The organism is Mycobacterium sp. VKM Ac-1816D (genome assembly GCF_000416385.1).
Lineage (GTDB): Bacteria > Actinomycetota > Actinomycetes > Mycobacteriales > Mycobacteriaceae > Mycobacterium > Mycobacterium neoaurum_A.
Map to the genome: position 1 here is coordinate 69,608 of NZ_AOHQ01000110.1, position 19,896 is coordinate 89,503.

A 19,896-nucleotide genomic window follows, 5' to 3' on the forward strand; every position below is an offset into this window, starting at 1 on the left:
TGCGGTGAGCATCCCGGCATCCGCTGACATCCTCGATCCCGACGAAGCCGTCCTCGACCTGTCCCAGGTGTCGAAGTTGCTCGGCGTCTCGGTCACCAAGGTCAACCAGCACCTGCGCGACGGTCATCTCGTCGGCGTACGCCGCGACGGTGCCGTTGTCGTGCCCAAGGTGTTCTTCGATGACAACGGCCGGGTCGTCAAACCGCTGCCCGGGCTGTTGGTGGTGCTGCGCGACGGTGGGTTCGACGTCACCGAGTCGATGCGCTGGTTGTTCACCCCGGACCCCTCGCTGACGCTCAGCCGCGACGGCAGCACCGAGAAGCAGGCCAATGCGCGGCCGGTCGACGCGCTGCGCTCACACCAGGCCCGTGAGGTCCTCCGCCGCGCGCAGGCCATGGCGTACTAGCTATTAGACGGCGCGGCCGTCGTGGCCTGCCGGTTCCTCCGGCGCCCGTGACAGCAGATACCAGGCCAGGGTCGCACATCCGGTCGCCAGTGCGACCTGCAGCAGCGAGTACATACCGTGCGAGCCGTCGGGCTTGAAGATCACCATGATCCAGGTGGAGAAGCCGGCGATCAGCGCGACCGCCGTCCGGCTCTGCCACAGCGTCGACAGCGTCGCCAGCGGCCAGGTGTAGTACCAGGGCAGCGCGGCCGGGACGAACAGCACCACGACGCCCATCGCCAGCGTGGTGCCCACCAGCGCCTCACGGTCGGTGTGGCGGAACCGCCACCACAACAGCGGAAGGGTGATGGCGATGATCGCGATGCCGATGATCCTGGTGATCTCCAGGACCGCGTAGAAGTTCACCTGCATGACCGTGCCGACGAGGGCATTGATCACGTTCGCGAATGCCGTCGGCAGCGTCAGCCAGTTGATGATCTTGACCGAACCGGCCAGTGCGGTCAGCCAGCCGAGCCCCACCCCGGCCAGCAGGGACAGCACCGCGAACACGGCGCCGAAGATCACCACCGACGCCGCGGTGGCGAAGGCGAACGCAGGCACCGGGCCGTAGCCCCGGGTGTCACGCAGTCGTCTCATCCACACCCAGACCATGAAGGGCAACGCGATTCCCGCGGTCGCCTTGACCGCGACCGCGGTGGCGATGAAACCGACCCCGAGGATCGGCCGGCCACCGAAGGTCAGCGCGATCGCCGCCATCATCAGGCCGACCATCAGCATCTCGTTGTGCACCCCGCCCATGAGGTGGATGATCACCAGCGGGTTCAGCACGCAGATCCACAGTGCGGCGGCCGGGTTGGCGCCCAGGTGGCGGGCCACCCGCGGGGTGGCCCAGATCAGCAGTGCCAGTCCCGGCAGCATGCACAGGCGCAGCAGCATGGTGCCGCCGACGACGTTGTTGCCGACGATCATGGTGACGAACTTGGCCACCAGGATGAATGCGGGACCGTAGGGCGCCGTGGTCGTCGTCCAGATCGGACTGACGTTGTCCAGCAACGAGTTCACGTTCTCGACCGGTCCGACCACATAGGGGTCGAAACCGTCGCGCAGCAGCGCGCCCTGAGCGAGGTAGGAGTAGGTGTCGCGGCTGAACACCGGCGCGCTCAGCAGCAGCGGCACCAACCAGAACCCGGTGGTGGCCAGCATCGTGTACTGCGTTGCGGTGCGATCGACCACGCGCCGACCCAGCCACAGCCAGGCCAGCAACATCACGGCCACCCCGCCCCACAGCAGGATCGAGGAGAGCACCAGTCCGTGGCCGAACCGCAGCCAGGACATGTGCAGTGATTCCAGCAGTGGATCGTGTAACCGGGTGCTACCTGCGCCGAGTCCACCCGCGGCGATCAGTACCGCCCCGAGGAACCCCAATCGGGCCGGCCGCGCCTCGGCCGAGATCGCGAACGCCCACAGCCGAGCGAGGTGTCCGCGCGTTTCCGGCGCGTCCGATACCGATGTGGTCATGTCCTCAGGCGGACCGGTTCGACGCCAGGCCGGCCAGTTCGGCGAGGCCGATCTTGGCCTGCGGATCGATATCGGCGGCGTTCAGGGCATCGAGGGCCCGCCGATGCAGTTGTTCGATGCGGTCTTCGACGGCGGCCAGCGCGCCGACCGACTCGATGGCCGAACACACCTCCTTGACCGCGACATCGGTCAGTTCGGTCCCGATCGACGCGCCGATCAGCTTGGCCGCGGCGGGATCGGTGCGCTGGGCCAGTTCGACCGCCTCGGCCAGCAGGACGGTCCGCTTGCCGGAGCGCAGGTCGTCACCGGACGGCTTGCCGGTGACCGCGGGATCACCGAACACGCCGAGCACATCGTCGCGCAGCTGGAAGGCCACCCCGAGGTCATTGCCGATCTGGTGGAAGATCTGTTGGATGTCGGGCCGATCGGCCGCGGCGGCAGCACCGAGCTGCAGCGGGCGCGAGACCGTGTAGGACGCGGTCTTGTAGGTGTTGACGTTCATCGCCGATGCCACCGAGTCCGCGCCGCTGGCTTCGGCGACGATGTCCAGGTACTGGCCGCCGAGCACCTCGGTGCGGATATCGGCCCACACCTTGTGCACCCGCAGGTGGGCGTCGGCGGGCAGATCGGCGGTCGCCACGATGTCATCGGCCCACACCAGTGACAGATCGCCGAGCAGGATCGCGGCCGACAGGCCGAACTGTTCGGGGGAACCGTGCCAGTTGTTGGCGCGATGCCGGTCCGCGAAGTGCCGGTGCACGGTGGGCAGCCCGCGACGGGTTGCCGACGCGTCGATCACATCGTCGTGGGCCAGCGCGCACGCGTGCAGCAGTTCCAGTGCGGAGAACAACCGCAGGGCCTGGGTGTCGGAGGACCGATTCTTCCCGGCGACCGCGCGCCAGCCCCAGTAGGCGAACGCGGGGCGCAGGCGTTTGCCACCGCGCAACACGAACTCCTCGAGCGCGGCGGTCAGCTCGGCGTACTCGGGACCGATGTAGGCGGACTCGCGGCGGCGTTCGTCGAGGTACTGACGCAGTTCCTCGACGACGGCATTGACCAGTTCCACGGCTGTCGGTGCCGCTGTATCGACGCTCAGCGGACGCCCCTTTCTGATGTCGGTTTCTCGACCCCCGACTTTCTCTAGCCTAGAGCGTCCCGCCCGGTGATCGGTGGGTAGGCGCGCTCGCGACCACGTCATTATGCTGTCCCGCCGCGGGATGGCGCGCGATGACGACCCGGCACGGTCTGGGCCACGACGGCTATCTCACGACAGCTGGGCCCCTTCGCCGACCTTCGGTGACCGGTCCCGACTCGCCCAGGCCAGCCAGCCGAGGAGGCCGGCGATCACGAAGGAGCCGACGGTCAGCCAGATCGCCGCGGTGGTGAACGATCGCGCGCTGGGGTCGGTGTAGCGCGCCTGGGCGTTCATGGTGGTGACGATGCCTGGCTTGAGCTTCCACTCGACGACCTCGCCGGACACCTGGTCACCGTTGGTGGAGGTGACCTCGCCGGGGAACGCGACGCTGAGTGTGACGTCGGCTTCGGGATCGTTGAGGGTGGTCAGGTCGACCCGGCCCTCCAGGATGACAAGGTCACCGGCGCGCCGCAGCGAGATGTCCACGCCGGCGGCATCGCTGTTCATGTTTGCCAGTTGCGGAAGTTCGGCGAAGGTCAGGTCGGAGAACACGGCCTGTGATCCGACGTAGTCGCCGCGTTCGTACCGCGAGACGGCGACCTTGTTACTGAACGGCAGCGAGTTCAGTAGTTGCGGCCCCTTGTCCTCGCCGTCGCGTGCCTTGCTGGCCGCCACGATCTGGCCGGAGACGCGGTCGTCGGGGGAGACCGTGATCGATGCGCGCACCCGCACGCAGCCCACGGCGAACGGAACCAGGATCAGCAGCAGCAGGACCAGCGCGGCGAGCCGACGGCGCCGTGGGCGGTGTGAGCGGGCGAACACCCGCTAATCGTGCCAGATCCGCACGCTCAGTCGGTGCCGGGCGCCTGGTCAAGGGGTAAACGTCGGCCCAGGATGGCGAAGGGGCGCGGGTCGCCGGCGAAATGGTAGTCCCGGATGACGTCGCCGAAGCCGAGTCTGCGGTACAGCCGCCAGGCACGGTTGGCCTCTTCGTTGATCTCCGGGGTGGAGAGCAAGACGTTGGCCTCGCCGCGGCCGGCCAGCAGCCGGCGCGCCAACGCCTCGCCGAGTCCCTGGCCCTGCGCCTGGGGATGGATGTGCAGTTCGGTCAGTTCGAAATAGTCCGCGAGCAGCGGTTCGGCGCGCGCTCCTTCGGCGCCGCGCCGGCGCAACCCGTGTACGACCTGTTGCTGCCACCATTGATCGGGAGCGCCGCGATAGCCGTAGGCGATGCCCAGCATCTGCGCCGAGTCGAGGACGGCAGGCGAATCCACGTCGGTGGCGTCGGTGCGCAGCGCGGCGACGGCCTTCCAGCCGGAGCGGCGGGTGTGCTCGAGCCACATCGAGGCACGCTGTTCCTCGGTGCCGCGCGGATAGTTCATCGCCTGGACGTACACCGTCAGCGCTTCGCGGAGCCGTTGGCGCATGAGCTCCGCCGACAGGTCCACCAGAAATGTCGCCAACGGGTGTCCTTCGGGGTCGGTCGCTGTGGACGGGTCCTCCCCATTATCGGTCTCGATCGCCGGGAAGCCGCGCCCGGTCTCGGGGTGGGGTGATACGGCGGTGGGTCGCTCCGGGGAGAGGGACGGACCGCTCCTGGTGGCAGACGTCATACAATCGTGTGTCAAGTAGGTGGTACGGGTCAGAATGACCTCGTATCATGGGAACAGTCACCCGTAAAACGCGGGCGGCGGCCCTATTTGAGAATTCGGCTCCCCGGAGCCCACGGCGCGTACCAGGAGGGACGGATGCCACTCTCCGATCACGAGCAGCGCATGCTCGACCAGATCGAAAGCGCGCTGTACGCGGAAGACCCCAAGTTCGCTTCGAGCGTGCGTGGTGGCAATCTGCGCGCACCCTCTGCCCGGCGCCGGTTGCAGGGCATCGCGCTCTTCGTGGCCGGCCTGGCGATGCTGGTGTGTGGTGTTGCCATCAAGGCCACCATGATCGGTAGCTTCCCGATTCTCTCGGTGATCGGCTTCATCGTGATGTTCGGTGGCGTGGTGTTCGCGATCACCGGCCCGCGCGTGGCGGGTGTGGCCGACAAGACCGTGTCCGGCGCCGGTCCCGCCCGTCCCGGTAAGCGCGGCAAGCCCGCGAGCGGTGGTTCGTTCACCAGCCGGATGGAGGATCGGTTCCGCCGTCGTTTCGACGAGTGACCCCTCCCCGTCTGCACTAGTCCCCACCTATCCCCACCCGAGGGGCGGCTCCACGCGGAGCCGCCCTTTTTCGTGTGGTTTTCCGGCCGCAGGGCCCTGTTCGGCCCCGCAAACACCTCGGCGTGTCGGGTGCGGCAGGGCACCCGCCCCACTTCTTCCCCACTGTCACCCACGTGACTTGCCGTGACCCCTCAATCGGCTTCTAGCTGCGGTTTTCCCTTCTTCGCGCCGGGTGCCCGGTCCGTCATGCGGGTTCCGATGCGCCACGAATGGCGGGGTAGTGGGGCGTGGGTGCAACTCGGTGGCAGCAAATGGAGCTAAGTGGGGGATTGTGGGGTAAAGTGGCGGACAGCGGAGGAACCGGAACTCCGCACAGCGGGCAGAAGCGACTCGGAATCCAACCGAGTGGTGGGAGGTGGCGGGATGTTTCTCGGCACCTACACGCCCAAGCTCGACGACAAAGGGCGGCTGACACTGCCCGCCAAATTCCGCGACGCACTGGCAGGAGGGTTGATGGTCACCAAGAGTCAAGATCACAGCCTGGCCGTGTACCCGCGGGCCGAGTTCGAGAAGCTGGCCGAGAAGGCGATGCAGGCCTCGCGCAGCGACCCGCAAGCTCGGGCCTATGTCCGCAACCTGGCCGCCGGTGCCGACGAACAGCATCCCGACGCGCAGGGCCGGATCACCTTGTCGGCCGAACACCGCCGCTACGCCAACCTGTCCAAGGAATGCGTGGTGACCGGTTCGCTGGGGCACCTGGAGATCTGGGACGCCCAAGCGTGGCAGCAATACCAGGAGACACACGAAGAGACCTTCTCCGCGGCCAGCGATGACACTCTTCGCGACATCATCTGACCAACATGCCCGTGCAACGAGGCCTCTGTCCGAACCGGCCCTGACGTACTTCCCCGACGCCAGGTCCGCCTCGGACAGGGACCTCGTTGCAGGGGCACCCCTTCTCGACAGGGGAGTCTCTGTGCCTCATTCCGACGATTCGCCACACTCTGTGAACTCACCTCAGTCCGGTCCTGCGCCCAAGTCCGGCGAGCACGGCCACGTTCCCGTTCTGCTCGACCGGTGCGTGGAACTCCTGACCCCCGCGCTCACCCGGCACCACGCCGACGGCTCCGGTGCCGTCCTCGTCGATGCCACCCTCGGAGCCGGTGGCCACACCGAGCGGTTCCTGACCGATCTGCCCGGACTCCGTGTCGTCGGCCTCGACCGTGACCCGAACGCATTGCGCATCGCCGGCGACCGACTGGCCCGGTTCGGTGACCGCGTCCGGTTCGAACGCACCCGCTACGACGGCTACTGGGATGACCGGCAGGAGCCCGTCGTCGACGGCGTCCTGTTCGACCTCGGGGTGTCCTCGATGCAGCTCGACCTCATCGACCGCGGCTTCTCCTACGCCCATGACGCGCCGCTGGACATGCGGATGGATCCCGACGCGCCACTCACCGCCGCCGAGATCCTCAACACCTATGACGAGCGGGCGTTGACGCGGGTGCTGCGCGAGTACGGCGACGAGCGATTCGCCAACCGGATCGCCGCCAGGGTGGTCCGTCGGCGGGCAACCACGCCGTTCGTCAGCACTGCTGAACTCGTCGAGGTGCTCTACGAGGCCATCCCGGCGGCAACCCGGCGCACCGGCGGACATCCGGCCAAGCGCACCTTCCAGGCGTTGCGCATCGCGGTCAACGGTGAGCTCGACTCACTGCGCGACGCGCTGCCCGCGGCCCTCGCCGCACTCTCCGGCGGCGGCCGCATCGTGGTGATGGCATATCAGTCGCTGGAGGACAAGATCGTCAAGAGTCTGTTCGCCTCGGCCACGGCGTCGCGCACCCCGCCCGGCCTACCCGTCGAATTACCCGGCTACGAAGCCGAATTCGTAGCACTGACCCGCGGTGCCGAGCAGGCCGACGCCGAGGAGATCGAACGTAACCCGCGCAGTGCCCCGGTGCGGTTGCGGGCGTTGGAGAAGATCGCCGGAAAGGAAGACTCATGAAGGGAAAGCGGTCCACACCGGAGCGCAGCACCGACGAGCGCCGGCGCAAAACTCCGCCGAAGGGCAGGCCGACGGCACGCCGGCAGTCCGAGGCGCCCGCCCGCAAACGCCGCAGCGCGCCCGAACAACGTCCGTCCCGTTCGGCGCCGCAGACCTCGCCGGTGCGCAGGCCGGTCGACACACCGGCACGGCCCAAGAACGCCAGCCAGGCCAAGGCGCGCGCCAAGGCGCGGAAGGCCAAGGCCCCCAAGATCGTTCGTCCACCGCTTCGGGAACGCCTGCTGAATCGGCTGGCGACCATCGACTTCAATCCGCGGACGCTGGCCGCCAGGGTGCCGTTCGTGGTGCTGGTCATCGCCGCACTCGGTGTCGGGTTGGGTGTCACTCTGTGGCTGTCCACCGATGCCGCCAGCCGCTCATATCAGCTGGGCCATGCCCGTCAGCTCAACCAGGCTCTGCTGCAACAGAAAGAGGCACTGGAGCGTGATGTGCTGGAGGCGCAGGCGCCGCCCGCGCTGGCCGAGGCCGCCCGCGGTCTGGGCATGATCCCGTCGCGGGATACCGCGCACCTGGTGCAGGACGCGACCGGAGCCTGGGTCGTGGTCGGCACCCCGAAGCCGGCCGAGGGCGCACCCCCGCCACCGCTGAACACACCGCTACCCGATGAGCGACCTGCCGCGCCCGCGCCGGCTCGTCCCGCCGCCGGGGGACCGCCCGCCCCGCGGGTCGTCGACCCGCGCGAGGTCGTGGTCCGCGTTCCACCGCGGGCCACCGCCGCACCGGCCGCGCCACTGACCGCACCGGCAGCCCCGCAGGCCGGACCGGCACCGTCGACCGCGCCACTGCCCGCCGCACCCGTCGACCCGGCGCAGCTACCGCCGGTCGCCGCACCGGCAGACCAGGTCCCGCCTGCCGCCGCGCCGCTGGTCGTCCCGCTCCCGGGCGTGCCCGCACCGGTGCCTGCCGAGGGGCTGCCGCATCTGGGAACCCCCGAGCTGCCCGCCCAGCCCGGCCCGGCAGCCAACCCTGAGCACCTTCCCGCGCCCCCGGCCGCAGGTCCCGCCCCCGAGGTGCCCGCCGAAGTCCCGGTCGAGATTCCCGCCCCGGGTGTGCCGGCATGACCCGCGGCCAACGCGGTCAGGAGCATTCGGCAACCGACCGCCGGATCCGGCGCCCCGCACAGGCCCCGGCGGCCGGGTTGCGCAGCTCCTCGTTCGTCTTCCGGCACCGGGCCGGCAACGTGGTCATCTTCCTGGTGTTGGTGGTCGCCGCAGCACAGCTGTTCAACCTGCAGATCTCCAACGCCGCCGGGCTGCGGGCCGAAGCGGCCAGCCAGCTGAAGGTGACCGACGTCCAGCAAGCGGTGCGCGGCAGCATCGTCGACCGCAACAACGACAAGCTCGCGTTCACCATCGAAGCCAGGGCGCTGACCTTCCAGCCGGTGCGCATCCGCAAGCAGCTGGAGGAGGAGCGGGCCAAGAATCCCGACTACGCACCCGATCCCGATGCACGGTTGCGGGAGATCGCCAAGGACATCGCCACCCGGCTCAACAACAAGCCCGATGCCAAGACCTTGCTGGCCAAACTCAGCAGCAAGGACACCTTCGCCTATCTGGCCAGGGCGGTCGACCCGGCGATCGCCGATGCGATCACCACGAAATTCCCCGAGGTCGGTTCCGAACGCCAGGACATCCGTCAGTACCCCGGTGGCTCGTTGGCGGCCAATATCGTCGGCGGTATCGACTGGGACGGCCACGGACTGCTCGGTCTCGAGGATTCCCTGGACGCCAAGCTCGCCGGCACCGACGGATCGGTCACCTACGACCGCGGGTCCGATGGCGTGATGATCCCCGGCAGCATGCGCAACCGGCACGAGGCCGTCGACGGCCAGACCGTGCAGCTGACCCTGGACGATGACATCCAGTTCTACGTGCAGCAGCAGGTGCAGCAGGCCAAGGACAAATCCGGTGCCGCCAACGTCTCCGCGGTCGTGCTGGACGCCAAAACCGGTGAGGTGCTGGCGATGTCGAACGACAACACCTTCGACCCCTCGCAGGACATCGGCAGGCAGGGCAGCAGGCAGATGGGCAACCCTGCGGTGTCCTCACCCTTCGAGCCGGGTTCGGTGAACAAGATCGTGACCGCCGCCACCGCCATCGAGCTGGGTCTGACCAACCCCGACGAGGTGCTCTCGGTACCCGGTTCCATCGATATGGGTGGGGTCACGGTCAAGGACGCCTGGAACCACGGTGTCGACCGGTACACCAGCACCGGCGTTTTCGGAAAGTCCTCCAACGTGGGCACCCTGATGCTGGCCCAGCGTTTCGGCCCGGAGAAATTCGCCGAGATGCTGGCGAAGTTCGGTCTCGGTGAGCGCACCGGGATCGAATTACCCGGTGAGAGCGCGGGCCTGGTGCCGCCGATGGACCAGTGGTCGGGCAGCTCCTTTGCCAACCTGCCCATCGGACAGGGCCTTTCGATGACGCTGCTGCAGATGACCGGGATGTACCAGGCCATCGCCAACGACGGTGTCCGGATTCCGCCCCGCATCATCAAGGCGATCATCGAGGCCGACGGCAAGGAGAACGTCGAACCCGCGGCGCAGGGCGTCCGGGTGGTGTCGCCGGAAACCGCTGCCACCGTGCGCAATATGCTGCGCGCCACCATCCAGCGCGACCCGCGCGGTGTGCAGCAGGGGACCGGCTGGCAGGCGGCGGTCGAGGGCTATCAGATCGCGGGCAAGACCGGCACGGCCCAGCAGATCAACCCGAACTGTGGCTGCTACTACGACGACCACTACTGGATCACCTTCGCTGGGATGGCGCCGGCGGACGATCCGCGCTATGTCGTCGGCATCATGGCCGACAACCCCGCCCGCACCGCCGACGGCCTGCCGGGCACCACGATGGCGCCGCTGTTCCACCACATCGCCTCGTGGTTGCTGCAACGCGAGAACGTGCCGCTGTCCGCCGACCCGGGACCGCCGCTGACGCTGCAGGCGGAGTGATCCCGACCCACCCCGGTACTGTGGCAAGGCCATGACACTGCGTCCCTCCGATCCCGCCGGTGCCCACCTGGGTGTGTTGGCGCAGCGCATCGGTGCTCCCGCGGTGTCCGATCCGGACGTCCGGGTCACCGGGGTGACGCTGCGCAGTCAGGATGTGCGCCGAGGTGACCTGTTTGCCGCCCTGCCGGGACAACGCGCGCACGGTGCCCGATTCGCCGCCGATGCCGTCGCCGCCGGCGCGGTCGCGGTGCTCACCGACCCGGCCGGTGTCGCCGAGTTCGCCACCGGCCAGGTGCCGGTGCTCGTCCACGACGACCCGCGCGCCGTGCTGGGCGGGCTGGCCGCCGAGGTCTACGGAAACCCGTCGGCGGCATTGCGTGTCATCGGCGTCACGGGCACATCGGGCAAGACGACCACCACCTACCTCGTCGAGGCGGGACTGCGGGCGGCCGGTCGCGTCGCCGGCCTGATCGGCACCGTCGGCATCCGCATCGACGGTCGCGACGAGCCCAGCTCGCTGACCACTCCCGAGGCGCCGGATCTGCAGGCACTGCTCGCGGTGATGGTGGAACGCGGTGTCGACACCGTCGTGATGGAGGTGTCCAGCCACGCGCTGACACTGGGCCGGGTGGACGGCACATCGTTCGCCGCCGGCGGTTTCACCAATCTGTCGCGCGATCACCTCGATTTCCACCCCACCATGGCCGACTATCTGAACGCCAAGGCGCGCCTGTTCGAACCCGATTCGCCCAACCGCGCCGATCGGGCCGTGGTGTGCGTCGACGACGAGGCCGGACGCGAGATCGCGTCGCGTGCCGCCGGAGCGGTTCGGGTCGCGACCACCGGCGTCGACGCCGATTGGCGCATCGAGTCGGTGTCCATCCTCGCCCGTGGCAGCCAGGAATTCGTCGCCGTCGACCCGGCCGGGGTGGCGCACCGACTTCGGATCGGCCTGCCGGGCCGGTACAACATCGCCAACGCGCTGCTGGCCATCGCGCTGCTCGACGCCGTGGGCGTGTCGCCTGAGCAGGCCGCGCCGGGGCTCGGTTCGGCCGCGGTGCCGGGGCGGCTGGAGTCGATCGACGCCGGGCAGGACTTCCTGGCACTGGTGGACTACGCGCACAAACCGGGCGCATTGCAGGCGGTGCTGGCGACCCTGCGCGAGCAGCACCCCGACGGCAGGCTGGCGGTGGTGTTCGGCGCCGGCGGCAACCGCGATGCGGGCAAGCGCGAACCGATGGGTCGGATCGCGGCCGAGCTGGCGGACCTGGTCGTCATCACCGACGACAATCCGCGCAACGAGGACCCGAAGCTGATCCGGGCGACGATCCGGGCCGGCACCGGGGGATCAGCCGCCGAGGTGGTCGAGATCGGTGATCGCCGCGCGGCCATCGATCACGCGGTCGGCTGGGCACGTGCCGGTGACGTGGTGCTCATCGCGGGCAAGGGCCACGAGTCCGGGCAGACCGCCGACGGGTCCACCCGCCCCTTCGATGACCGGGTCGAACTGACCGCCGCGCTGAATGCATTGAGGCAGAACCGATGATCGAGATGACCGTGGCTCAGGTGGCCGACATCGTCGGCGGCGAACTGACCGATATCAGCGCCGCGGACGCCGCGAACACCCGCATCACCGGAACCGTCGAGTTCGATTCGCGCGCCGTCACGCCGGGCGGGTTGTTCCTGGCGCTGCCGGGGGCACGTTCGGACGGGCATGATTTCGCCGCGGGCGCCGTCGCGGCCGGAGCGGTGGCGGTGCTGGCCGCCCGCCCGGTCGGGGTGCCTGCCATCGTCGTACCGCCCGCGGTGGCCGGCGACGCCGGTTCCGGTGCGGTGGAGCATGACGATGCCGCGGGCTCGGGTGCCGCGGTGCTGGCCGCGCTGGCCAAGCTGGCCGCGGCCGTCGCGACCGAGCTGAGCGCGGCCGGTCTGCGCATCATCGGCGTCACCGGTTCGTCGGGCAAGACCTCGACCAAGGATCTGCTGGCGGCGGTGCTGGCACCGCTGGGTGAGGTGGTGGCCCCGCCCGGGTCGTTCAACAACGAGCTCGGCCATCCATGGACGGTGCTGCGCGCCACCACCGACACCGACTTCCTGATCCTGGAGATGTCGGCGCGACATCCGGGCAACATCGCCGCACTGGCGGCCATCGCGACCCCGTCGATCGGGGTCGTGCTCAATGTCGGGACGGCCCATCTCGGTGAGTTCGGTTCACGCGAGGTGATCGCGGCCACCAAATCCGAACTGCCGCAATCGGTTCCCGCATCCGGTGTGGTGATCCTCAATGCCGACGACTCGGCGGTGTCGGCGATGGCCGACAAGACCGCGGCGCGGGTGGTGCGGGTATCGCGCGCACCGGGGGCCGATATCTGGTCGGCCGACGAGCATCTCGACGAACTGGCCCGCCCGCGTTTCACCCTGCACACCGCGGGCGGTGCGGTGCAGGTCGCCCTCGCGGTGCACGGGGAGCATCAGGTGTCCAACGCGCTGGCCGCCGCGGCGGTCGCGGTGGAGTGCGGTGCGAGCCTGGAGCAGGTGGCGACGGCACTGGCCGGCGCCGGTCCGGTCTCGGCGCGCCGGATGAATGTCAGCACCCGTGTCGACGGGGTCACCGTCGTCAACGATGCCTACAACGCCAACCCGGATTCGATGGCGGCGGGGCTGAAGGCGCTGGCCTGGATGGCGCGCTCCGGCGGACCGGGGGGGAGGCGACGCAGCTGGGCGGTGCTCGGTGAGATGGCCGAGCTCGGCGAGGACGCGATTGCCGAACACGATCGCATCGGCCGGTTGGCCGTGCGCTTAGATGTCTCTCGATTGATAGTCGTGGGAACCGGGAGAGCGATGAGCGCCATGCATCAGGGGGCGGTGATGGAAGGGTCGTGGGGCAGTGAATCCGTCCTGGTGCCCGACGCCGACGCCGCGCTGGCGTTGCTGGCGGCCGAACTGAGTCCCGGTGACGTGGTGCTGGTGAAGGCGTCCAACGCGGCCGGGCTCGGCACGCTTGCCGATCGTCTCGCCGAGCAGGGGAACGAGCAGGCATGAAGCAGATCCTGGTAGCGGTCGCGATCGCGCTCGCGGTGTCGATCGTGCTGACGCCGGTGCTGATCCGGCTGTTCACCAAGCAGGGGTTCGGGCAGGAGATCCGTGAGGACGGCCCGGCCAGCCATCAGAAGAAGCGCGGCACGCCGTCGATGGGCGGGGTGGCCATCATGGCCGGCATCTGGGCCGGCTATCTGGGCACGCACCTGTTCGGCCTGCCGTTCGGTGGCGAGGGCCCCTCGGCGTCGGGTCTGCTGGTGTTGGGGCTGGCGTCCGCGCTGGCCATCGTCGGGTTCATCGACGACCTGATCAAGATCCGGCGGTCCCGCAATCTGGGCCTGAACAAGCGGGCCAAGACCATCGGCCAGTTGACCGCGGCGGTGCTCTTCGGGGTGCTGGTGTTGCAGTTCAGCAATGCCGAGGGACTGACGCCGGGCAGTGCGCAGCTGTCCTATGTACGTGAGATCGCCACCGTCACGCTGGCACCGATGGTGTTCGTCGTGTTCGTGGTGGTGCTGGTCAGTGCCTGGTCGAACGCGGTGAACCTGACCGACGGGCTGGACGGGCTCGCCGCGGGGGCGATGGCCATGGTCAGCGCCGCCTACGTGTTGATCACGTTCTGGCAGTACCGCAACGACTGCGCGGCCAGCCCGAGCCTGGGGTGCTACAACGTCCGTGATCCGCTGGACCTCGCGCTGGTGGCGGCGGCGACGGCGGGGGCCTGTATCGGTTTCCTGTGGTGGAACGCCGCGCCGGCGAAGATCTTCATGGGTGATACGGGTTCGCTGGCGCTCGGCGGCATCATCGCCGGGCTGTCGGTGACCAGCCGCACCGAGATCCTGGCCGTGGTGCTCGGTGCGCTCTTCGTGGCCGAGGTGACCTCGGTGGTGGTGCAGATCCTGGCGTTCCGCACGACGGGCCGGCGGGTGTTCCGGATGGCGCCGTTCCATCATCACTTCGAGCTGGTCGGGTGGGCCGAGACGACGGTGATCATCCGGTTCTGGCTGTTGACGGCGATCGCCTGCGGTCTGGGTGTGGCGCTGTTCTACGGCGAATGGCTGTCGATCGTCGGCGCGTAGGCGCCGCGCATGGGCTCCGTCGGCGCATGGGCTCCGTCGGCGCGTAGCCGCCGCGCAGCCGCCGAGAGTGACGCAATGGCTGCTCGGCGGCCCGAACTGACGACCTTTTCGTCTCTCTCGACGCGCGGGAGCATTAGCTGAAATCGTCGGCCGCCGCGACACACCTGCCGGAGATCCGCGACTACCGGTCCGCGGCGGGGGAGGATTCTGGGGTGCAAGAGACTATTGAGGCTGGCGTTACGCCTGTGACTCTTGCGGGTGCCAGGTGAGGAATCCGCTCGCCGGGGTACGGGCGAGGTTCACCAGTGCGCGGTCCGCCGACGGCACGTCCGGGCAGACCGTCGGGAAGAGCCTGGCCACCAGCCCGGCGACCAAAGCGACGACCACCATGCCTCGGACCCGGTTCGGCCAGTGGCTCGGCCGGCCGATGACCTCGTTCCACCTGATCATCGCGGTCGCGGCCATCCTGGTGACGCTCGGCCTGATCATGGTGCTCTCGGCCTCCGGGGTGTACTCCTATGACTCCGGCGGCTCGCCGTGGACGGTCTTCGCCAAACAGTCGCTGTGGACCGGCGTCGGGCTGATCGCCTTCTACCTGGCGCTGCGCATGCCCGTCTCGCTCATGCGCAGGCTGGCGTTCCCGGCGTTCATCTTCACGATCATCTTGCTCGTGCTGGTGCTCATCCCCGGTATCGGCAAGGTGGCCAACGGTTCTCGCGGCTGGTTCGTCGTGGGTGGCTTCAGCATGCAGCCCTCCGAGCTCGCCAAGATCGCGTTCGCCATCTGGGGTGCGCACCTGCTGGCGGCGCGGCGCCTGGAGCAGGCGTCGATGCGGGAGATGCTGATCCCGCTGGTTCCCGCCGCCGGTCTGGCGCTGACGCTGATCGTGCTGCAGCCCGACCTCGGCCAGACCGTGACGTTGAGCATCATCCTGCTCGGTCTGCTCTGGTATGCAGGTCTGCCGCTGCGGGTGTTCGCCAGCTCGCTGGGGGCGATGGTGGTCGCCGGCGGCGTGCTCGCGGTCTCGGCCGGTTACCGCTCCGACCGCGTGCAGTCCTGGCTCAACCCGGGGGCCGACCCCGGCGGTGCGGGGTATCAGGCCAGGCAGGCCCGCTTCGCGCTGGCCAATGGTGGCGTGTTCGGCAACGGACTCGGCCAGGGCACGGCCAAGTACAACTATCTGCCCAACGCACACAACGACTTCATCTTCGCCATCATCGGTGAGGAACTCGGCTATGTCGGTGCCGCCGGTCTGCTGTGCCTGTTCGGTCTTTTCGCCTACACCGGGATGCGCATCGCGCGCCGCTCGGCCGATCCGTTCCTGCGCCTGCTGACGGCCACCGTCACGCTGTGGGTGATCGGGCAGGCGTTCATCAACGTCGGATACGTCGTGGGGCTGCTCCCGGTCACCGGTCTGCAGCTGCCGCTGATCTCCGCGGGCGGCACATCGACGGCCACGACGATGCTCATCCTCGGCGTCATCACCAATGCCGCCCGGCACGAACCCGAGGCCGTGGCCGCGCTGCGCGCCGGCCGCGACGACCGGGTCACCAGGTTGCTGCGGCTCCCGCTGCCCGAACCGTATGTGCCGAGCCGCCTCGAGGTCGCCCGCGACCGCCTGCGGACCAGGGGCAAGCCCGGTAAGCCGGGCAAGGCACCGGCCAAGCAGAAGCCGCCTGCCAAGAGCAAGGGCAAGGCGGTGGCCAGGAAGCCGCGCCAGACCCCCGCGGTCGATGCCCGGCGTGCGAGCCGTCGTGAGGGCCATCCGGCCGATCGAGCGGTCCGGAGCACAGGGCATCATGGTGAGGGCCGGCGCGCCTCCCAACGGGGCCGCGCCGAGCCGCGGCAGGCGCGAGGTCAACAGGGCCGAGCCCGCTCATTGGAAGGTCAGCGTTACGGGTGAGCACGTTATCGGTCGTCCTGGCCGGCGGGGGCACGGCAGGTCATGTGGAACCTGCGATGGCCGTGGCCGATGCGTTGACCGAGCTGGATCCCGGGGTCCGGATCACCGCGCTGGGCACACAGCGCGGTCTGGAGACCCGGTTGGTCCCCGAACGGGGGTATGACCTCGAGCTCATCACCCCGGTGCCGTTGCCGCGCAAACCCTCCGCAGACCTGGTGCGGCTTCCGTTGCGGGTGCGCACCGCGGTCCGCCAGACCCGCGCGGTGTTCGACGCCGTCGGGGTGGACGTGGTGATCGGCTTCGGTGGCTATGTCTCGGTGCCCGCGTATCTGGCCGCGCGGCGCGGTCTGCGCCGTCCGTCGGTCCCGGTGGTGATCCACGAGGCCAACGCCAGCGCGGGCTGGGCCAACAAGCTGGGTGCGCGGTCGGCCCGCCGGGTGCTCTCGGCGGTGCCCGATCCCGGCCTCGGCCCGGTGGAGGTGGTGGGCGTCCCGGTGCGGGCCAGCATCACCGCGCTGGATCGCGCGGCATTGCGTGCCCAGGCACGGGCCGCCTTCGGCTTCGCCGAGGACGCCAGGGTGCTGTTGGTGTTCGGCGGCTCCCAGGGCGCGCAGTCGATCAACCGCGCCGTCTCCGGTGCCGCGACCGAGCTTGCGGCCAAGGGCATTTCGGTGTTGCACGCGCACGGTCCGAAGAACACCCTCGACCTGCCGGCGCCGTCGGGGCCGCCCTATGTGGCCGTGCCCTATCTCGACCGTATGGACTTGGCCTATGCCGCTGCCGATCTGGCGATCTGCCGGTCCGGGGCGATGACGGTCGCCGAGGTCAGCGCCGTCGGGTTGCCCGCGGTGTACGTGCCGTTGCCGATCGGCAACGGTGAGCAGCGGCTCAACGCACTGCCGGTGGTCCAGGCCGGCGGTGGTCTGCTCGTCGATGATGCCGAGCTGTCCCCACAGCTGGTCGCCCAGAAGGTCGTCGGTGTGCTCAACGACGCACCACGCCTACAGCAGATGACCGCGGCGGCCGCGCTCGCCGGCCACCGCGATGCCGCGCGCCGGGTCGCCGAGATCGCGATCGAGGTGGCCCGTGCCCACCGCGCCGACCGGAAGTCGTTGCGGTGAAGGGTCTGCCACCGGAGCTCGCCCGGGTGCACATGGTGGGTATCGGCGGGGCCGGCATGTCGGGAATCGCTCGCATCCTGCTCGATCGCGGGGGACAGGTCTCCGGTTCCGATGCCAAGGAATCGCGCGGGATCGCGGCATTGCGGGCCAGGGGAGCGCAGATCCAGATCGGTCACGACGCCGCCGCGCTGGACATGCTGGACGGCGGTCCCACTGCGGTCGTCACCACCCATGCGGCCATTCCGAAGACCAACCCCGAACTCGTGGCGGCCCGGCAGCGGGGCATCCCTGTCATCCTGCGGCCGGTGGTGCTGGCCAAGTTGATGGCCGGTGACCGGACGCTGATGGTCACCGGAACCGCGGGCAAGACCACGACGACCTCGATGCTCATCGTCGCGTTGCAGCACAGCGGTTTCGATCCGTCGTTCGCCGTCGGCGGCGATCTCGGCGCGGCGGGCACCAACGCCCACCACGGCAGTGGCCCGTACTTCGTGGCCGAGGCCGACGAGAGCGACGGCTCACTGGTGCAGTACCGGCCCGATATCGCGGTCGTCACCAATATCGAGGCCGACCACCTGGATTTCTTCGGTACCGAGCAGGCCTATGTCGACGTGTTCGACGCGTTCATCGAGCGGCTGCAGCCGGGCGGGGCGTTGGTGGTCTGCGTCGACGATCCCGGTGCTGCGGCGTTGGCCGAGCGCACCGAAGCCCTCGGCATCCGGGTGCTGCGGTACGGCAGCTCCGGTGCGGATCTGGCGGGCGCACTGCTCGATTGGGAACAACGCGGCACCCGGGCGGTGGCCACGGTGCAGCTGGCGGGGGAGCCCGCCCCGCGCACGATGCGGCTGGCCGTGCCCGGCCGGCACATGGCGCTCAATGCTCTGGCGGCCCTGCTGGCCGCCGTCGAGGCGGGGGCGCCGCCGGATGCGGTGTTGGAGGCACTGGCCGATTTCGAGGGGGTGCGCCGCCGTTTCGAGCTGGTGGGCGTGCGCTCGGGTGTCCGCGTTTTCGACGACTATGCCCACCACCCGACTAAGGTGACCGCCGCGCTGACGGCGGTACGTACGCTGGCCGCCGAATCGCAGGGCCGCGCGATCGTCGTCTTCCAGCCCCATCTGTATTCGCGCACACAGACATTCGCCAAGGAGTTCGGTGCGGCCCTGAGCCTGGCCGACGAGGCGTTCGTGCTGGACGTCTATGCCGCCCGTGAGCAGCCGATCGCCGGGATCAGCGGGCGCAGCATCGTCGATCACGTCACGGTCCCGGTGCATTACGTGCCCGATTTCTCCGCGGTGGCCCGCCGGGTCGCCGAGATCACCCGCCCCGGTGATGTGGTGGTGACCATGGGCGCCGGTGATGTGACCCTGCTCGGCAACGAGATCCTGGATGCGGTGGGTGGGCGCGCCGATCGGGCGGCGGATCGATGACGGTCCCACCCGAGCCGGGGGCCGCCGGAGCCGACTCCGATCCCGATCCCGTCTCCGACCTGGCTGCCGAACCGGCCACCGAGCCGAGCGCGGCCGAGGCCCCCACCGCCGGCGAACCCGATGCCGATCCGGCCGAGCCGGATCTGGAGGGACCGCGGCGACGTGCCCGGCGCGAACGCGAGGAACGCCGTGCGGCGCAGGCCAGGGCGATGGCCATCGAGCAGGCCCGCCGGGAGGCCAAACGTCGTGTCCAGGGCCGGACCGAGGAGAAGCCGAAGCAGGCGCCGCGCGGGGTGATCCGCGGTCTGAAGGTGTTGATGTGGACGGCGGTCCTGGCGGTGCTGGTGGTCGGCGTGGGCTTGCTGCTGTATTTCACGCCGATCATGTCCGCGCGCGAGACGGTGGTGACCGGATTGACCGCGTTGAGCGAGGACGAGGTGCGGCAGGTGGCCGGGGTTCAGGAGGGCACGCCCCTGCTGCAGATCGACACCGACGCGGTGGCCGAGCGGGTGGCCTCGATCCGGCGGGTGGCCAGCGCCCGAGTCCAGCGCGAGTACCCCTCGACGCTGCGGATCACCGTGGAGGAACGCGTGCCGCTGGTGGTCAAGGACTATCCGGACGGGCCGCACCTGTTCGACCGCGACGGTGTGGATTTCGTGACCGCGCCGCCGCCACCGGGGCTGCCCTATATCGACACCGAGACGCCGGGACCGCGCGATCCGGCCACCCTCGCCGGTCTGCAGGTGCTGACATCGCTGCCGCCTGAGGTGTCCGGGCAGGTCAGCCGGGTGGAGGCGCCGTCGGTGGCGGCCATCACGCTGGTTCTGTTCGACGGCCGAAAAGTGGTGTGGGGCACCACCGATCGCACGCAGGAGAAGGCGCTGAAGCTGGCGGCGCTGCTGACCCAGCCCGGTCAGACCTATGACGTGTCGAGCCCGGACCTGCCGACCGTCAAGTAGTTCTGCGCCAAATTCGATCGTGTCGCTTCGGCGCGCCTGCGGCCCTACGGTGCCGCGTGACCCTACCGTTCTGTTTGCACGGAACTACTTGACATAACTATAAACCTATGGTTGAGGTTTAGGGTTTCGGGCAGATCG

17 protein-coding genes are annotated in these 19,896 nt (G+C 69.2%); 13 read left to right on the forward strand and 4 right to left on the reverse strand.

Annotated features, from left to right (window positions below):
• The first annotated feature begins 4 nt into the window (after positions 1 to 4).
• Positions 5 to 406 (forward strand): Rv2175c family DNA-binding protein, encoded by a 402-nt coding sequence (locus G154_RS03315; RefSeq protein WP_019510963.1) that lies wholly within the window; start codon positions 5 to 7, stop codon positions 404 to 406.
• 3 nt (positions 407 to 409) lie between these two features.
• Here the strand turns inward: G154_RS03315 and G154_RS03320 are convergent, their stop codons facing one another.
• From G154_RS03320 to G154_RS03335, 4 genes are all read right to left on the reverse strand, one after another.
• Positions 410 to 1,924 (reverse strand): alpha-(1->6)-mannopyranosyltransferase A, encoded by a 1,515-nt coding sequence (locus G154_RS03320; RefSeq protein WP_019510962.1) that lies wholly within the window; start codon positions 1,922 to 1,924, stop codon positions 410 to 412.
• Positions 1,925 to 1,928: 4 nt separating this feature from the next.
• The gene (idsA2, locus tag G154_RS03325) at positions 1,929 to 2,990 is read right to left on the reverse strand and encodes a bifunctional (2E,6E)-farnesyl/geranyl diphosphate synthase (RefSeq protein ID WP_019510961.1); all 1,062 of its coding nucleotides are present in this window, start codon (positions 2,988 to 2,990) and stop codon (positions 1,929 to 1,931) included.
• Between the two features lie 198 nt (positions 2,991 to 3,188).
• Entirely contained in the window at positions 3,189 to 3,881 is a 693-nt protein-coding gene (locus G154_RS03330; protein WP_019510960.1) for a DUF3153 domain-containing protein, read from the reverse strand.
• 26 nt (positions 3,882 to 3,907) lie between these two features.
• Positions 3,908 to 4,522, reverse strand: a complete 615-nt coding sequence (locus G154_RS03335; protein WP_023985974.1) for an N-acetyltransferase — start codon at positions 4,520 to 4,522, stop codon at positions 3,908 to 3,910.
• 285 nt (positions 4,523 to 4,807) lie between these two features.
• Here G154_RS03335 and G154_RS03340 point away from each other — a divergent pair, with 285 nt between their 5' ends.
• The 12 genes from G154_RS03340 to G154_RS03395 all read left to right on the forward strand — a co-directional run bounded on the left by G154_RS03340 (position 4,808) and on the right by G154_RS03395 (position 19,758).
• On the forward strand, positions 4,808 to 5,218 hold the full coding sequence (locus G154_RS03340) for a DUF3040 domain-containing protein (RefSeq protein WP_023985973.1): 411 nt from the start codon (positions 4,808 to 4,810) through the stop codon (positions 5,216 to 5,218).
• A 423-nt stretch (positions 5,219 to 5,641) separates the two neighbouring features.
• Positions 5,642 to 6,073, forward strand: coding sequence for a division/cell wall cluster transcriptional repressor MraZ (gene mraZ / locus G154_RS03345; RefSeq protein ID WP_019512748.1), 432 nt, complete (start codon positions 5,642 to 5,644; stop codon positions 6,071 to 6,073).
• Entirely contained in the window at positions 6,048 to 7,223 is a 1,176-nt protein-coding gene (rsmH, locus tag G154_RS03350; RefSeq protein WP_031601580.1) for a 16S rRNA (cytosine(1402)-N(4))-methyltransferase RsmH, read from the forward strand. Before mraZ ends, rsmH begins: the two co-directional genes overlap by 26 nt.
• Complete coding sequence (locus G154_RS03355; protein WP_023985971.1) at positions 7,220 to 8,344, forward strand: hypothetical protein; 1,125 nt, start codon at positions 7,220 to 7,222, stop codon at positions 8,342 to 8,344. Before rsmH ends, G154_RS03355 begins: the two co-directional genes overlap by 4 nt.
• Positions 8,341 to 10,230 (forward strand): penicillin-binding protein 2, encoded by a 1,890-nt coding sequence (locus tag G154_RS03360; protein ID WP_019513268.1) that lies wholly within the window; start codon positions 8,341 to 8,343, stop codon positions 10,228 to 10,230. Before G154_RS03355 ends, G154_RS03360 begins: the two co-directional genes overlap by 4 nt.
• Before the next feature lie 31 nt (positions 10,231 to 10,261).
• Positions 10,262 to 11,776: a UDP-N-acetylmuramoyl-L-alanyl-D-glutamate--2,6-diaminopimelate ligase gene (locus tag G154_RS03365; RefSeq protein WP_019513267.1), complete on the forward strand. Its 1,515-nt coding sequence runs from the start codon at positions 10,262 to 10,264 to the stop codon at positions 11,774 to 11,776.
• Positions 11,773 to 13,272, forward strand: coding sequence for a UDP-N-acetylmuramoyl-tripeptide--D-alanyl-D-alanine ligase (murF, locus tag G154_RS03370; RefSeq protein WP_019513266.1), 1,500 nt, complete (start codon positions 11,773 to 11,775; stop codon positions 13,270 to 13,272). The genes G154_RS03365 and murF overlap by 4 nt, the downstream gene beginning before the upstream one ends.
• Positions 13,269 to 14,348, forward strand: a complete 1,080-nt coding sequence (gene mraY, locus G154_RS03375) for a phospho-N-acetylmuramoyl-pentapeptide-transferase (protein WP_019513265.1) — start codon at positions 13,269 to 13,271, stop codon at positions 14,346 to 14,348. Before murF ends, mraY begins: the two co-directional genes overlap by 4 nt.
• 352 nt (positions 14,349 to 14,700) lie before the next feature.
• Complete coding sequence (gene ftsW / locus G154_RS03380) at positions 14,701 to 16,251, forward strand: putative lipid II flippase FtsW (RefSeq protein ID WP_045546619.1); 1,551 nt, start codon at positions 14,701 to 14,703, stop codon at positions 16,249 to 16,251.
• Positions 16,227 to 17,372 (forward strand): undecaprenyldiphospho-muramoylpentapeptide beta-N-acetylglucosaminyltransferase, encoded by a 1,146-nt coding sequence (murG, locus tag G154_RS03385; protein WP_031601579.1) that lies wholly within the window; start codon positions 16,227 to 16,229, stop codon positions 17,370 to 17,372. Before ftsW ends, murG begins: the two co-directional genes overlap by 25 nt.
• A gap of 32 nt (positions 17,373 to 17,404) precedes the next feature.
• Positions 17,405 to 18,799 (forward strand): UDP-N-acetylmuramate--L-alanine ligase, encoded by a 1,395-nt coding sequence (murC, locus tag G154_RS03390; RefSeq protein ID WP_045546618.1) that lies wholly within the window; start codon positions 17,405 to 17,407, stop codon positions 18,797 to 18,799.
• Complete coding sequence (locus tag G154_RS03395; protein WP_019513260.1) at positions 18,796 to 19,758, forward strand: cell division protein FtsQ/DivIB; 963 nt, start codon at positions 18,796 to 18,798, stop codon at positions 19,756 to 19,758. Before murC ends, G154_RS03395 begins: the two co-directional genes overlap by 4 nt.
• Positions 19,759 to 19,896: the final 138 nt, after the last annotated feature.